The sequence below is a fragment of the Maritimimonas sp. 2405UD52-3 genome (genome assembly GCF_056591715.1).
This window is the reverse complement of sequence record NZ_JBWQOL010000001.1, coordinates 245,003-260,814: the sequence shown is the minus strand read 5'-3', so window position 1 is coordinate 260,814 and position 15,812 is coordinate 245,003. Positions and strand designations below refer to the sequence as shown.

At 33.9% G+C, this 15,812-nt stretch carries 14 protein-coding genes; 7 read left to right on the top strand and 7 right to left on the bottom strand.

Annotated elements, in window-relative coordinates; translation table 11 throughout:
- Positions 1-43 precede the first annotated feature (43 nt).
- From amaB to AC1EU5_RS01180, 4 genes are all read right to left on the bottom strand, one after another.
- Positions 44-1,597 (bottom strand): L-piperidine-6-carboxylate dehydrogenase, encoded by a 1,554-nt coding sequence (gene amaB / locus AC1EU5_RS01195; protein ID WP_480190515.1) that lies wholly within the window; start codon positions 1,595-1,597, stop codon positions 44-46.
- 111 nt (positions 1,598-1,708) lie between these two features.
- Positions 1,709-3,145: a hypothetical protein gene (locus AC1EU5_RS01190; RefSeq protein WP_480190514.1), complete on the bottom strand. Its 1,437-nt coding sequence runs from the start codon at positions 3,143-3,145 to the stop codon at positions 1,709-1,711.
- Complete coding sequence (locus tag AC1EU5_RS01185) at positions 3,145-3,693, bottom strand: RNA polymerase sigma factor (protein WP_480190513.1); 549 nt, start codon at positions 3,691-3,693, stop codon at positions 3,145-3,147. Before AC1EU5_RS01185 ends, AC1EU5_RS01190 begins: the two co-directional genes overlap by 1 nt.
- A gap of 18 nt (positions 3,694-3,711) precedes the next feature.
- The gene (locus tag AC1EU5_RS01180) at positions 3,712-4,119 is read right to left on the bottom strand and encodes a hypothetical protein (protein ID WP_480190512.1); all 408 of its coding nucleotides are present in this window, start codon (positions 4,117-4,119) and stop codon (positions 3,712-3,714) included.
- A gap of 39 nt (positions 4,120-4,158) precedes the next feature.
- Between AC1EU5_RS01180 and AC1EU5_RS01175 the strand changes: the two genes are divergently transcribed.
- Entirely contained in the window at positions 4,159-5,178 is a 1,020-nt protein-coding gene (locus AC1EU5_RS01175) for a LuxE/PaaK family acyltransferase (protein ID WP_480190511.1), read from the top strand.
- On the opposite strand, the gene AC1EU5_RS01170 is transcribed toward AC1EU5_RS01175, so the two are convergent.
- Positions 5,175-5,717, bottom strand: a complete 543-nt coding sequence (locus AC1EU5_RS01170) for a hypothetical protein (protein WP_480190510.1) — start codon at positions 5,715-5,717, stop codon at positions 5,175-5,177. The two genes, AC1EU5_RS01175 and AC1EU5_RS01170, sit on opposite strands and share 4 nt — an antisense overlap.
- 99 nt (positions 5,718-5,816) lie before the next feature.
- On the opposite strand from AC1EU5_RS01170, the gene AC1EU5_RS01165 reads away from it, so the two are divergent.
- Positions 5,817-8,135 carry a M20/M25/M40 family metallo-hydrolase gene (locus tag AC1EU5_RS01165; RefSeq protein ID WP_480190509.1) on the top strand — a complete coding sequence of 773 codons (2,319 nt, stop codon included), beginning with the start codon at positions 5,817-5,819 and terminating at the stop codon, positions 8,133-8,135.
- Positions 8,136-8,137: 2 nt separating this feature from the next.
- On the opposite strand, the gene AC1EU5_RS01160 is transcribed toward AC1EU5_RS01165, so the two are convergent.
- On the bottom strand, positions 8,138-8,800 hold the full coding sequence (locus AC1EU5_RS01160; RefSeq protein WP_480190508.1) for a TetR/AcrR family transcriptional regulator: 663 nt from the start codon (positions 8,798-8,800) through the stop codon (positions 8,138-8,140).
- A gap of 258 nt (positions 8,801-9,058) precedes the next feature.
- Here AC1EU5_RS01160 and AC1EU5_RS01155 point away from each other — a divergent pair, with 258 nt between their 5' ends.
- From AC1EU5_RS01155 to AC1EU5_RS01140, 4 genes are read left to right on the top strand one after another with little or no spacing between them, the layout of a single operon-like run.
- Complete coding sequence (locus AC1EU5_RS01155) at positions 9,059-10,084, top strand: adenosine deaminase (RefSeq protein ID WP_480190507.1); 1,026 nt, start codon at positions 9,059-9,061, stop codon at positions 10,082-10,084.
- Positions 10,085-11,491 (top strand): FAD binding domain-containing protein, encoded by a 1,407-nt coding sequence (locus tag AC1EU5_RS01150; RefSeq protein ID WP_480190506.1) that lies wholly within the window; start codon positions 10,085-10,087, stop codon positions 11,489-11,491.
- Positions 11,484-13,808, top strand: coding sequence for a xanthine dehydrogenase molybdopterin binding subunit (locus AC1EU5_RS01145; RefSeq protein ID WP_480190505.1), 2,325 nt, complete (start codon positions 11,484-11,486; stop codon positions 13,806-13,808). The genes AC1EU5_RS01150 and AC1EU5_RS01145 overlap by 8 nt, the downstream gene beginning before the upstream one ends.
- Positions 13,808-14,302 carry a hypothetical protein gene (locus AC1EU5_RS01140; RefSeq protein ID WP_480190504.1) on the top strand — a complete coding sequence of 165 codons (495 nt, stop codon included), beginning with the start codon at positions 13,808-13,810 and terminating at the stop codon, positions 14,300-14,302. Before AC1EU5_RS01145 ends, AC1EU5_RS01140 begins: the two co-directional genes overlap by 1 nt.
- On the opposite strand, the gene xdhC is transcribed toward AC1EU5_RS01140, so the two are convergent.
- Positions 14,299-15,072 carry a xanthine dehydrogenase accessory protein XdhC gene (xdhC, locus tag AC1EU5_RS01135; RefSeq protein WP_480190503.1) on the bottom strand — a complete coding sequence of 258 codons (774 nt, stop codon included), beginning with the start codon at positions 15,070-15,072 and terminating at the stop codon, positions 14,299-14,301. The two genes, AC1EU5_RS01140 and xdhC, sit on opposite strands and share 4 nt — an antisense overlap.
- 109 nt (positions 15,073-15,181) lie before the next feature.
- Here xdhC and AC1EU5_RS01130 point away from each other — a divergent pair, with 109 nt between their 5' ends.
- The gene (locus tag AC1EU5_RS01130) at positions 15,182-15,733 is read left to right on the top strand and encodes a mycothiol transferase (RefSeq protein ID WP_480190502.1); all 552 of its coding nucleotides are present in this window, start codon (positions 15,182-15,184) and stop codon (positions 15,731-15,733) included.
- Positions 15,734-15,812 lie beyond the last annotated feature (79 nt).

The window sequence follows — 15,812 nt, the reverse complement described above, 5'->3', positions numbered from 1 at the left end:
AAATTGAGGGCTTTCTTCACTTTTTTCTATAAGATATTATTTGTTATAGATCAAATTTAATCCCTTGTGCTAATGGTAAGTCTGTTGTATAATTAATAGTATTTGTTTGACGTCTCATATACACTTTCCAAGCGTCTGAACCACTTTCTCTTCCTCCCCCTGTATCTTTTTCGCCACCAAAAGCGCCACCTATCTCTGCTCCTGATGTGCCAATATTTACATTAGCTATACCACAATCAGAGCCTGCATGGCTTAAAAATCGCTCTGCTTCTCGTAAGTTATTAGTCATAATAGCAGAAGACAAGCCTTGGGCCACGCCATTCTGAACATCAATAGCATTTTCTATATCTCCAGAATACTTTAGTAAGTATAATACCGGAGCAAAGGTTTCATGTTGCACTATTTCAAAAGAATTATCAGCTTCAGCGATGGCTGGTTTTACGTAACAACCACTTTCATAACCTTCTCCTTGCAAAACACCACCTTCAACTACAATGTTTCCTCCTTCTTCAACTACCTTATCTAAAGCTGCTTGATACATGCTAACAGCGTCTTTATCAATCAACGGACCTACATGGTTATTCTCATCCAATGGGTTACCAATTCGTAATTGTTTATAAGCATCTACTACCGCATTTTTAACGGTATCATATATTGATTCATGAATAATAAGACGACGGGTAGAGGTGCAACGCTGTCCTGCTGTGCCAACCGCACCAAAAACAGCTCCGATTACCGTCATTTTTATATCTGCGTCTGGTGTTACGATAATAGCATTATTACCTCCTAACTCTAGCAAAGATTTTCCTAAGCGCTCACCCACTGTTTTAGCCACTATCTTACCCATTCTTGTAGAACCTGTTGCGGATATTAGTGGAATTCGCTTATCAGTAGTCATAAACTCACCTACTTTATAATCGCCATTTATTAAACAAGAAATACCTTCAGGTAAATTATTTGCTTTAAACACTTCAGCGGCTATGTTCTGGCATGCTACACCGCATAACGGCGCTTTTTCAGAAGGCTTCCATACACATACGTCTCCACATATCCAAGCCAAAGCAGTGTTCCATGACCACACCGCAACCGGAAAGTTAAATGCTGAGATGATACCGACTACTCCTAATGGATGATACTGTTCATACATTCTATGACCAAAACGTTCACTATGCATAGTCAACCCATGTAGTTGGCGAGACAGTCCAACAGCAAAGTCACAGATGTCAATCATTTCTTGCACTTCACCAAGCCCTTCTTGGTAACTCTTTCCCATTTCATAAGAAACCAATTTCCCTAATGGTTCTTTAAGTTCACGTAATTTATCCCCAAACTGGCGAACAATCTCACCTCGTTGTGGAGCAGGCATTACACGCCAAGTTTTAAAAGCTGTTGTTGCCGATTCTAAAACATTTTCATAGTCTTCTTTGGTAGTTGTTTTTACCTTTCCTATTAATTGACCATCAACAGGTGAGTAAGATTCAATAAGGTCTCCATTAGAAAACCAATTTGATCCTGTTGAAGTTCCTTCATTCACCTCTTTAACACCTAATTTTTCAAGTGCTTTTTCTATGCCAAAACCTGTAGCTATTAATGTCATTCTATTTAGTTTAATTGGACAGCTAAATTACGATAATAAAAACAAAAAAGCCGGACAAAAATGTCCAGCTTTCATGCCATATTTGGTAACCACCCAAATACAATTAACCAACTAAAACCTAAAATTTAATCCGGTGTAAACACCTAAATAATATGGACGAAAACCACCATCATTTTTTGAAAATGTATTAAACTGATACTTAAACATAGGGGTTACGTTCATATATAATTTTTTATTGATCTTATAGTCTAAATCTAAGCCAACATTCCCGCTAAAATTCACATCATTTAAATTAGAAGCCTCTCCTAAAGTAGTCTTCTCAAAATTATTTGATAATGATATTTTGTTTTGATACAAAACATAGGTGCTAACACCACCAATAACATTTACGCCAAATTTCTTTTGTAGAATACTATATTTTGCTTCTAATGGAATCTCCAGATAACTCATTGATTGATTTAAGTCTCCACTTAAATTGAATGAGGTGCTTTGTTGTGGTGCTGACAATTCAAAAGTTTGATTTGCGATATTAATAGCAGAAAAAGTAATTACATTCACATCTTTAATATTTGTATCAATATTGGTATTGGCCGCCAAGGCTTCACTAGAAGAAATTTGGGCGCTTACATCATTGGTCTGATATGCAAGATCTACCGAATGTACTCCTGATTGCAGGCTCAATCTATCATTGATTTTATAATTTACTTTAATACCGTAAGACAAAGACGTATTCGATTTCTTTGCATTGGCAGCTAACGAAGGGTCAATAGGAGAGCCATCCTGAAGTGTATTAAAAAATACCGGTGCCACAAGAGTACCAACAGACCATTTCTTTTGCTTTTCTTTGGGTTCTAGCGCAACAGCTTCTTCATTCTCATTTAGTACTTCTTCAATACTTTTCAATTCAGGTGTATTCGCGGCAATGGCCCCTTGTAAATTCTGTGAGGTTTTTTTCTCTTTAGAAACTTCATTGTCTATATGAACTTCAGCAATATTGTTTTGAGCATTCTTTTGCCGATTGTCTTGATTTTCTGAATTATACATTTGTCTCTCTCTAGAATCGAAACCATTAACTACTGCTGTTTCTTCGCTTAAAGAGATTGATTGCCGTTCTTCTTTAACTGACGTCTTGACAATTACCTTATCTTGAGCTTCAAATTTTTCCTCTTTAATTCTTTCTTCTTTCTCCTGAACAAAATTTGTATTGTTTTCCTCAGAACTATTCACAACCTCTCCTTCCTGACTATTTTCAGTTCCTATTATTTTAGTATTGTTTTTGTCTTCATCTAATGAAACCGGAACGATTTTCTCCTCCTTATCAGGTGAGCTTATCGTATCATCATTATTAAATACCCAAAAAGCACCGCTTGCCAAAAGCAAGGCTATTGCTGCAGCGCTACCCAATCGCAACCAAAAGGGCACAACTCGCCTTTTCTTCTTGTTTGTTAAGCTTTTTTCTATGTTTTTCCATACTTGTTCGTCAGGAAAAACCTCATAATCCTTTAGTTTCTCTTGAAACAGGCGGTCTATTTGTTTCTTATCTTCCATTACTCAGAAGCTTTATTTTTTTTTATGTCAAGAACACTTGCTTCAACTTTCTTTTTTAAAATCTGTCGTGCCCTTGAAAGGTTTGATTTAGATGTGCCTTCTGATATTTCTAGCATTTCCGCTATTTCCTTATGCGAATACCCGTCTAACACATACATATTAAACACCAATCGATAACGATTGGGTAATTCCTGAATGATCTTCAATAAAAAATCTAAAGAAATACTCGCTTCATCAACTTCCACCTCAATCACTTCGGGTATTTCTTCAGATATTAAGTTTAGTACATTTTTCTCTCTGTACTTTTGAAGAGCGGTATTGATCATAATACGCTTTAACCACCCTTCAAATGACCCTTTAAATTTATACTGCTCTATTTTGTTAAAAATGGTAATAAACCCATCTTGTAAATTATCTTGCGCTTCTTGATAATTCTTTGAATATTTTAAGCATAAAGCGAACAGCTTACCTGCAAAAAGCTGGTAAATTTCAGACTGTGCTTTTAGGTCTTTCTGCCTACATTTTTTTATGAGTTTTTCTAAACTCATATAGTTATCAGGGTTTATCTACTCATTCACTGGAACTATAATTTCCTCAAATATATTTTCTCCATTATTATCTGTGCCTTTCCAAAATCTAAATGTATAGTCTTCACGCTGCACTACATTAACTGTAAATGTGTATTCGCGTTCTATCACTACATCTGTACATGCTGCATTAGCATCATAAATTGAATTTACTGCCACATTTCTTGCAGTACCATCATGTTCATAAAATAAATTATAAAATGCATGGCACCCGCTAGGTAAATCATATGTAATTGTAATCGTATCACTTGATCCAAAATCAAATGAATCAGGTACAACGGCAGATTTAATAGTTAGCGTTTCTATCGCAAAATTGGATGAATCATCGTCAAGGCTACATGAAATCAAAGAAAAAATGAGTATTAAACTTACAAAAATTTGCTTCATTATCTGCTTGTTTATTGTTTCTTTTAGATGCAAAGCTTCATGAAGGTTGCGTTAAATAATCCTATTTTTGTCAGTATGGATGTTTTTAAAAATCAGGTTTTCTCCTTACATAATGATACTCTATTTCAAAATTTGACATTGAGTATTTTTAAGCATCAATTTGAAAATAATGCCGTGTATCGCTCCTTTTGCGATTTACTTTATGTGCATCCGAGTGATGTAAAGCATGTTTCTCAAATCCCTTTTTTACCTATCCAGTTTTTTAAATCGCATGAAATACTATCATCAAAAGATACCATTAAAACTGTTTTTTCTAGCTCAGGAACAACTGGAAATACAACAGGTAAGCATTATATAACAGATCTAAGTATATATGAAAAAAGCTACACACGGGGTTTTGAATTCTTTTATAGTGGCATAGAAGATTATGTAATCTTAGCACTACTGCCTAATTATCTGGAAAGAGAGGGTTCTTCCCTTATTTATATGGTTGATGATCTTATTAAGAAGACTAATAATTCAGAAAGTGGTTTTTATCTAGATGATCTGGATGTATTGGCTAAAAAATTAGCTATTTTAGATCAAAAAGGGCAAAAAATATTGCTTATTGGAGTTTCTTTTGCTTTGCTTGATTTGGTTGATAAATATCAATTCAACCTAAAAAATACTATTATCATGGAGACAGGCGGCATGAAAGGACGAAGAAAAGAGCTCATTAGACAGGAATTACACACTTTGTTAAGGATAGGTTTTGGAGTGTCTGAAATTCATTCTGAATATGGAATGACAGAATTGCTAAGTCAAGCATATTCCAAAGGAAATGGCATTTTTGAATGCCCACCATGGATGAAAATACTTATAAGAGACCCTGAAGATTCTTTAACCTCTCTAACTAATGAAAAAACTGGAGGTATTAATGTTATTGATCTCGCCAATTATAACTCTTGTTCATTTATTGCCACACAAGACCTAGGAAAAGTATATGAAAATGGAAGTTTTGAAATTTTAGGAAGGTTTGATACAGCAGATATAAGAGGGTGCAATTTAATGGTGCTTTAAGGCTTTTGTAATTCAATGTCTAAGTAATTATGCGTATTTAGATATTCTATTCTGAATTGTCTCAAATAAGATACTAGCTCTTCTCTTAAAGGATGGCTAAGGTTTAAACAATCATTTCCTTCTTTATCTTCTAAAATCATCGCTACATACCAATGACCAACCCTAGATGTATAGGCATCATTAAACAGAGGATCAACATTATTATTTTCTAATGCTGCATCTGCAATAAGTAGTACAAAATTTATAGTTTTAGTTGACCTCTCTACTTCAAAGAAAGAAAAGTAATAATCCTGATTCTTTAGATTAAAAGGAACATTAAATTGAGCGCTTCCTTGACCTACACTAAACTTTGCTTTGATGTAATCATAAAATTCATTTGCGTTCTTAGGATCCTTAAAAATTAAAGCATATTGCTTGGGTAATTTTCTTTTAAACCGTTTTGCTATCATCAACTTATCTTCTTTAATATTTGGAGCAATGCTCAACGGAATACATGAGGAAAATAAGAGTAAGAATACGAGGCTTAATAAAGTTTTCATTAGATAGTTTTGACTCTAAGCATCAATTTTTATACCACCCACCTGTAAAAAATAGAATTTCTTAATATATCGTACATTTAGAACATCTATCAACTAACTATGAGATCTATTATTTCTTTGCTATGTATTTCAGCACTTGTATACTATAGTTTCTATTCGCTAATGCCTAAAAAAGGCACTTCTATTGATACACCAAAAACTGAATTTTCAACAGAACGGGCACTTGTTCCGCTAAAAGAAATTACAAAAGAGCCACATTATATCACAAGTAAAGCGCATACTGATGTTAGAAATTTTATTGTTGATGAACTTAAAAAATTAGGGCTTAGTCCTGAAGTTCAAGAAGGATATATGGTAAGCAATTCTTGGGGAAACACACCCGTTATTGACAAACCTAAGAACATCATTGCTAAAATTGATGGTTCAAGAGAGGGTAAATCTTTACTGCTCATGTCACATTATGACAGTGCTCTTGTTCCTTCATATGGGGCTAGTGATGCAGGAAGTGGTGTTGTGACTATTTTAGAAGCATTAAGAGCTTATTTAGCTAGTGAGGCTCAACCAAAAAATGATATTATTATCTTATTTACTGATGCTGAAGAGGTTGGTTTAGATGGCGCAAAGTTATTTGTGCGAGAACATCCTTGGGCTAAAAATGTAGGTATCGCTTTGAATTTTGAAGCTCGAGGTAGTGGAGGCCCCAGTAATATGATTGTAGAAACCAATGGCGGAAATGCCAATCTGATAAAAAATTTCATCAAAGCCAATCCTCAATACCCAGTAGCTTCATCACTAATGTACAGCATTTATAAAATGCTCCCTAATGATACCGACTCCACTATTTTAAGAGAAGAAGGAGATATAGATAGTTTCTTTTTTGCATTTATCGATGATCATTTTGATTACCATACTGCCCAAGACAGTTTTGAAAATCTTGATAGAAATACACTGCAACATCAAGGCTCATATTTGATGCCTTTATTGAGTTATTTTGCTGATGCAAATCTATCAAATCTTAAAGCAGAAGCAGATCATGTGTATGTGAATTTTCCTTTCGTAAAAATGATAAGTTATCCTTTTTCTTGGGTGTTACCGATGGTAATTTTGGCAATTGTAATTTTTATTCTGCTGATTGCATATGGAATTAAAGAAAAAGCACTTTCATTTATTGATATTGGTAAAGGGTTTATTCCTTTTTTATTAGCCCTAATTCTAAGCGGATTAGCTGGTTACTTTGGCTGGAAATTGATTCTAAACTTATATCCTCATTATAACGAAATTCAACATGGTTTCACCTATAATGGGCATACATATATTGCATTCTTTGTGGTTCTAAGTTTAGCCATTTCTTTTGTCTGTTATAGCCGGTTTAACCTTGATAAAAAAGTAAATTATCTGGTTGCTCCCTTATTTTTCTGGCTTGTTATTAATCTTCTTTTAGCCATTTATTTAAAGGGGGGAGCCTACTTTATTATTCCGGTTTTCTTTGGATTATTAGCACTTTGGGTACTTATTCGTCAAGAAAAACCTAACATGTTTTTGATGCTTTTATTAGCCGTACCTGCCATTTTTATTTTTTCACCATTGATCCAGTTTTTTCCCGTAGGCTTAGGTTTAAAAATGTTAGTTCTTAGTGCAGTATTTACTGTTTTATTGTTCGGATTACTATTACCTGTTTTCGCATTTTACAAGCGTAAGCAAATACTAGCATATACAGGTTTTATAGCTGCTGTGATTTTATTTTTCAATGCACATACTAATAGTAGTTTTACGATAGATCATAAAAAGCCAAACAGTCTAGTATACTATCAAAATGTAGACGATCAAAAAGCGTATTGGTTGACCTATGATGCTATTTTAGATGACTGGACAAAAGGATATTTGGGTGAAACCCCACAAAAAGCTTCATCATATATTGAAAGTGCAGCTGGAAGTAAATATAATACTGGCTACAGCTATGCATCAGAAGCTCCTTTAAAAGATTTAAATCCTTTTAAAATAACAGTCCATGCTGATACCATTGTTGACAATTTAAAACAAGTTAGTTTTACCCTTAAACCTCAACGTGGGGTGAACCTATTAAGGTTCTATGCTGATAAAAATATTGCTTTTGAGGCTTTTTTATGTAATGGGAATGAGTTAAAATTAGATAGCGTGCGTATAAATAATTCTTTGTTTAGATGCTATGTAACTGATCAGGATTCTTTAAACATTAGTTATGCTGTTAAAAAAGATATACCTGTCAATTTTAATGTGTTAGAATATTCTTATGATCTCATGAGTCATCCTGATTTTAAAATTAACAAAAGGCCTGATAACATGATGCCAAAGCCTTTTATAAATACGGATGCCGTTATATTAAAAAAACGCATTGTTTTTGACAGTATTCAACCTAAAGAAGTAAATCCGGTAAAATAGTCTTAGGCTACAGCTGAATCATCCAAATAATAGCGCTTTATTTCCTGTTCCTCTTTTGTTGATCTTAATGTATCTAGATAATTCCTGAATTGCTCCAGATAATTAAAGAATAAGGCTTTATTATTAGTGGTTCGTTTTAAAGTACGAACACCTTCTAAGGAATTGATTATAAATTCTGCTGCTGACTCTGTGTTAGTATGCCTTGCAATATATCCATCTTCAATACCTCTGTAAAGTAAATTGATAATAGCTATTTTCCACTGATCAAGTATATCTCGTAACTGCGCCTGCAATTTATATTCGCTGTGTTCGTAGCTTAAAGTTACAATAAGATTTGTTAAAGGGCTCCCTAGATTTTGATCTAATGAATTATCATTAATGAGTTTATCTTGTAGTAAATCACTTAAAATGAAAATAGGGTTTCCTCTTTTGTTAATTGGTTCTATAAACTCACTATGAATTTCACGCTCAGCGCGTTCTCTAATTATAGCTGATATAAAATGATGTTTATTTTTAAAGTGATAGTAAAAAGCACCTTTGGTAAGTCCCACTTCTTTAATGATCAAATCAATACTTACGGCGTGGTATCCATACATATTGATGAGCTCGTATCCTTTATCTATTAGTTTTTGTCTTGTTAGCTTTCGTTTGATGGCTTGTGTCATGGCTAGTTTTTTTAAGCACTTTGTGCTTTTAAAACAGTTAAAACGTAAAATTTCCTGTTTTTATTGAAAAAAACTACCTGGTATTTTTATTATGTACAACATAACTTCTGAAGAATCCCTAGATAATTCCAGGTTTTAAGGTATTTCATAAAAGGTTATAAATTAATCAAAAATACCGTCTGGTTTGTTTTTAATATGTCTTTTCTTGTCTAAAATCACTACTTTTAAAGGTTTTTTCCCATAAAATCAGTGGTAACTATGAAAAGAGATTCAAACATTAAAAAGTTCATTGAAGGTATTCCAAAAACGGAACTTCATTTACATATTGAAGGCACTTTTGAGCCCGAATTAATGGTTGAAATTGCAAAACGAAACAATAAAAAAATAAAATACAACAGCGTTGAAGAATTAAAGAAAGCCTATAATTTTAATAATCTTCAAGAGTTTTTAGATATATATTATGAGGGAGCCAACGTCTTAATTACTGAACAAGATTTTTATGATCTTACTTGGGCATATTTAACTAAAGTTCATGAACAGCATGTTGTGCATGTAGAGATTTTTTTCGATCCACAAACACATACAGACCGAGGTATTTCTTTTGATACTGTTATTACTGGAATTCATAAAGCTTTAGAAGATGGAAAAGAAAAATTAAATATAAGTTACAATCTTATTATGTCTTTTTTAAGGCATTTAAGTGAAGAATCCGCTTTTAAAACTCTTGAAGAGTCATTGCAATATAAGAAATGGATTTCTGGAGTGGGTCTTGATTCTTCTGAGGTTGGCAATCCTCCTTCTAAATTTGAACGTGTTTTTGCTAAAGCTAAAGAGCAAGGTTATAAGTTAGTAGCACACGCCGGAGAAGAGGGTCCTGCTGAGTACATTTGGGAAGCTTTAGATCTATTGAATGTTGTTAGAATTGATCATGGTAATAGATCTATGGAAGATGATCGTCTTATTAAGCGCTTAGCAAAATCAAAAATGCCGCTAACCCTATGTCCTCTTTCTAATCTGGAATTAAAAGTGGTTGATGATCTCAAAAATCATCCTATTGTAAAAATGATGGATAAGGGCTTACTTGTTACTGTAAATTCAGACGATCCAGCTTATTTTGGCGGGTATATGAACGAAAATTATCTTGGCTTGGCTTACGCACTTGACTTAACAAAAAGGCAAATTACAGAGTTAGTTAAGAATAGTTTTAAGGCTAGTTGGTTACCTGACACAGAAAAAGAAAAAAGAAAAAACCAAGTTGAGCTCTATTTTAAAGAAAATCAATAAATGATCACCTTTATTCTTAATAACAAGACTATAAGAACGTCCGAACATTCTGGAATGACACTTTTAGATTTTGTACGTTATAAACAACGTCTAACAGGAACCAAAATAGGTTGCCGCGAAGGTGATTGTGGCGCTTGTACAGTTCTGGTTGGCACTTTAGAAAATGGTTTGATTACTTATCAAAGCATCACCTCTTGTATTTCACCACTGGGTAATGCACATGGTAAACATATTGTCACGGTTGAAGGTACAAACTTTCAAAATGAATTGACAGCTGTCCAAGAAGCTATGAAAGCTAATTATGCTACCCAATGTGGGTTTTGCACTCCTGGTTTTGTGGTTGCCCTTACTGGTTTTGCATTATCAAGTTCAGAAAAAAACTACAATAATGCACTAGACGCTATTAGTGGAAATATATGCAGATGCACTGGCTATAAATCAATTGAAAAAGCAGTACATCAGGTAGTTGAAAATCTACAAGATCAAAAACCCACAGCTAATTTTAAATGGTTAATTGAAAACGGATTTATTCCTGAGTATTTCTCCTCAATTCCTCAACGTTTAAAAGAATTAGCGATTAAAGATAGAAATCAACCAAAAGGAAAATATATCTCTGGCGGAACCGATTTATATGTGCAACAAGCTGATAATTTAATGGAGAATTCCGTACACCTTATTGCCGAAAAAGATGATTTAAAAGGTATCTCAATTGAAAATGGAATTTGCACCATAGGAGCAAACGCTACAGTATCCGATTTATGGAATCATTCTGAAATCAACAGCTATTTTCCCAATCTAAAAAAGCACTTAAAGCTGGTTTCTTCAGAGCAAATTAGGAATATGGCATCTTTTGGTGGAAATTTAGTGAATGCTTCGCCAATTGGTGATATGACCATTTTCTTTTTAGCATTGAATAGTAATATAACTATTATTAATGAGGATAAACAAGAACGTCAACTCCCTCTTAAGAGTTTTTATAAAGGGTATAAAACTTATGATTTAAAGGAAGGTGAACTAATTAAAACTATCAGTTTTAAGCTTCCAACTAAAGGTTTCAATTTTGAAAAGGTATGCAAACGGACGCATTTAGATATTGCAAGCGTTAATTCTGCTATTTATATCTCTGTAGAAAATAATATGGTTTCTGAAGCCCATGTTTCCATTGGTGGTGTTGCGGCTATTCCAAAGTATTTGCATAAAACCTCAAAATTTTTAACTGGAAAATTATTGACTTCAGAAAATATTCTTGAAGCTAATGAAATACTTCAAAATGAAATTTCACCAATAAGTGATGTTCGGGGTACAAGTGACTACAAACGTCTTTTAGGACAACAGCTATTTTTTGCTCATTTTACGGAGTTATTTCCAAAGCAATTCACATTAAATGACTTTGTTCAGCATGCATAAAAACCAATCCTATAATTCGTTAGATTCTAAATTAGATACAGTATCAATGTCTTTAAAACAAAGTATTAAAAACATGGATTCATTTACCCATGTTCGTGGTGAATCTTTATATGTTGATGATATTAACGTGAAACAAGGCACATTTCATGCAGTCGTGTTTGATTCACCAAAAGCACATGGAAAAATCAAATCTGTTAATTATTCTAAAGCAGAAGCTTTGGAGGGTGTTGAACGTATTTTCACATACAAGGATATTCCAGGAAAAAACCAGATCGGGGGTATTATTCCTGATGAACCTCTATTTGCTGAAAACGAAGTCCATTTTTGGGGAATGCCAATAGCTTTGATTGTTGCCGAATCCGAATTTATTGCCCGAAAAGCTCGAGGATTAATATCCATTGAAATTGAAGAGCTACCGTTAATAACAACAGGTAAACAAGCCAAAGCACAAGGTAGTTTGATAAATAAACCACGTTCTTTTAATTTAGGCGACGCCAAAAAAGCATTTAAAGATTGTGATTATATTTTTGAAGGAGAGACTTTTTCAAACGGACAAGAGCATCTATACATAGAAGCACAAGGTGCGTACGCAGAGCCTCTCGAAAATGGCAATATAAAGATCACCTCTTCTACTCAAGGTCCTACAGCCGTACAAAAAACAACAGCACAGGTTTTAGGTATCTCTATGCACAAAATTGAGGTTGATGTCACACGTCTTGGTGGTGGTTTTGGAGGCAAAGAAGACCAAGCGACTCCTTGGGCTGTAATGGTTGCCTTAGCAACATATCACTTGAATCAATCCGTAAAATTAATACTGAATCGCCATGACGATTTACGTATGACAGGGAAACGCCATCCTTATGAAAGCAGCTATAAAATCGGTTTATCTAAAGACTTAAAAATACAGGCTTACGAAGCTGAGTTTCTTCAAAATGCAGGTGCGGCTGCCGACTTATCGCCTGCTGTTGCTGAGCGAACGTTATTTCATGCAACAAATAGCTACTATGTGCCTAATGTTAATGTTACCGTAGCGAGCTGCAAAACAAATTTACCCCCTAATACGGCTTTTCGAGGTTTTGGTGGACCACAAGGCATGTTTGTCATTGAATCCGCTATTGCAAGAGCTGCCTATGAAATTGGAGTTTCAGCAAGACAAATACAGGAGGCTAATTTGTTAGATAATGATGATGTTTTTTCCTATGGCCAGATTGCTAAAAAGGTGGAAGCCAAAAACACCTGGCAATCGGCAACTTCTATCTTTGATATTTCCAAAATAGAAAAAGATGTTGAAGATTTTAATGCCTCAAATTCTGCATTTAAAAAGGGAATGGCAGTGATGCCAATTTGTTTTGGTATTTCCTTTACCAATACACCAATGAATCATGCTCGTGCTTTGGTCCATATCTATTTAGATGGAAGTATCGGTATCAGTACCGCCGCAGTAGAAATGGGACAAGGTGTTAATACTAAAATGATGCAAATTGCAGCTGATGTGTTTTCAATACCAATTGAAAAAATTAAAATTGAAACCACAAATACAACCAGAGTTGCCAATACATCTCCTTCTGCCGCAAGCTCTACAGCAGACTTAAACGGGAAGGCGACTTTAAAAGCTTGTAAAGCATTATTAGATCGTCTAAAAAAAGTAGCTTCGGAAGACTTAAATGTTTCTGAAGATTACATTGAGTTAAAAGATGAATATGTTTTTGTTAACGAAAAAAAATCGGATTTATCTTGGACCGAACTCATCAGCAAAACCATGTTGAAACGTGTGGCTTTAACCGAAAATGCACATTATGCGACACCAGAAATCCGCTTTAATAAAACAAAGGAAAAAGGCCACCCATTTGCCTATCATGTATATGGCACAGCAATTATCACTACAACAATAGATTGTATGCGTGGCACCTACGAATTTGATTCGGTAAAGATAGTTCATGATTATGGCAAGAGTATGAATGAAGGAATAGATTTAGGTCAGGTTGAAGGTGCTTTGATTCAAGGTATTGGTTGGATGACCATGGAAGAAATTGCTTATAGTGATGAAGGTAAACTACTATCTAATGCACTGTCTACATATAAAATTCCTGATATATTTTCAGTACCAAAAGAAGTGGAAGTGATTCCTGTGGAGACCAAAGGCCATGAACATGCCATATTAAAATCTAAAGCTGTAGGTGAGCCGCCGTTAATGTATGGAATTGGTGCTTATTTTGCTCTTCAAAATGCGATAAAAGCCTTCAATCCAAATTACGATTTAAAGTTTCATGCACCTATGACTCCTGAAAAAGTACTGTTGAGTTTGTACGAAAAATAGTGCTTATCAAACTTCATTATACCAAACAAAATATTATTAAAGGTGCACTAATTTATAGCACTGGTGATACTATTGCTGCACTTATTCTTGGGGAATTTTTATGGTTTAGATTATTAGGTATGATCTTAGTAGGGGCTACAATTTATGCTTTTGAAATACCCAACTATTTTGATTGGATTGTTAAAAAAACAAAGTCCTTAAACGGTTTAAAAGCAACCTTAGCTAGAACAGGATTAGCTATTGCATATTTTAATCCATTATGGATCGCTAGACATTTGTTATTCATCAAATTATTTTCTGGTCAAATAGACTCCATAAATTGGAATCTTTTAATAATTGCATTTTGGTCGTTCTTAGCAAATATTTTGATTTCGTTTGCAGCTAATTACATCATTCAAAATAGACTACATCTAAAATGGCGCTTTTTAGTAAGTGCTATTTTTTCAGCTTTAATGGCTATTTATTATGCGCTAAGCGAAACTATTTTCACTTAATCATTATAATACATTTGTAATAATTGGGCCGCAACACTTATAGCAATTTCTTTTGGAGTGTTACCTCCTAAAGGCAATCCTATAGGACAAATAACATTATCTAGACCCTCTTTTATGCCTAAGTCATTGATTAGCATATTATGAAATCGTACGCGTTTTGTTTTACTTCCAATTAAGCCAATATATTTAGTTTTTTCTTTAAGTGCCATCGCAATTACATCAAAATCAATAGTATGATCATGTGTTAACACCAGTACATAACAATTCGAGCCCCAATGTACCGAATCTTTAAAGGTCTTAAAATCTGTAATTTTTACTTCATGTTTGGTTATACTTCTGTCTAACTCAATTGTGTCAAACCATTGTTCACGAGAATCTATAAGGTGAACTTGAAAAGGGGTGTCAACAAGAAGTTGAGCAATTTCAACACCTATATGTCCAGCACCAAACAAAAAAAGTTCAGGTAATTGATTCATAGGTTCTATTAATAGTTCTACTTTACCTCCACAGCATTGTTCAAACTCAGGTCCTAAAGTATAAGAGACTTCAATTATTCTATTTTTATTTATAGCGTTTATAGCTTCTTCTATTGCTAAAAACTCAAGCTTTCCTCCTCCTATCGTTCCATAAGTTTCTTTATCCGCGGTAACAATCATTCTTGACCCTAAATTACAAGGTGTAGAACCTAAACATTTTATAACTGTAATTAAAGCTACTACTTTTTTCTTTTCCTTTAAATTACGTAATACATCAATCCAATTTAGCATCATTACATCAATAGTTACGATAAAAATAAACTATTCTATTAAAGAAGTTTAAAGCTTTGTTAAAGTTTTTACTAATGCCTTGTTTTGATGTATTTTTAAAAAAACTTAAATAATGAAAACATATAAGTTTACTTTTTTTCTGTGCTTTTTTCTTGCTGTGATAGTCTTAAATGCTCAAAATGAGATTAATCCAATAAAAGGGTATAGTCCACAGATTGGTGCTACCATAGCCATGCTAGATGATTTAAAAAATAGGGTGACTGGTATTGTTAGTAGTTTAGATCAAAAAGATACTGACTTTTTATTAGATGATGATGCCAACAGAATTGGCGCTTTAATATTGCATTTGGCAGCTACTGAAAAATATTATCAGTTATATACCTTTGAGAACAGAGGGTTTAATAACAAAGAAAGTAAATGGACTTTGGCATTAAACTTGGGCTCAAAAGCCCGAACACAGATAGTAGGCAAGCCTATTGATTACTATTTAAAAATCTGGGATGACGTTCGAGCTGAAACCAAACGACTCTTAAAAACTAAAGATGATCAATGGTTTGCTAAAAGAATTGGAGGTATGAATAATCATTGGGCATGGTATCATGTTATGGAACACCAAGCCAATCATATGGGGCAGATACGAATGATTACGAAGCGGATTCCTTAGTAATTTAGTTTGATTTCTAATTTATTTTAGTATAGCTTCGCTTATAGGTCTGCATTCTTTATTAAAATGGAATGATGTC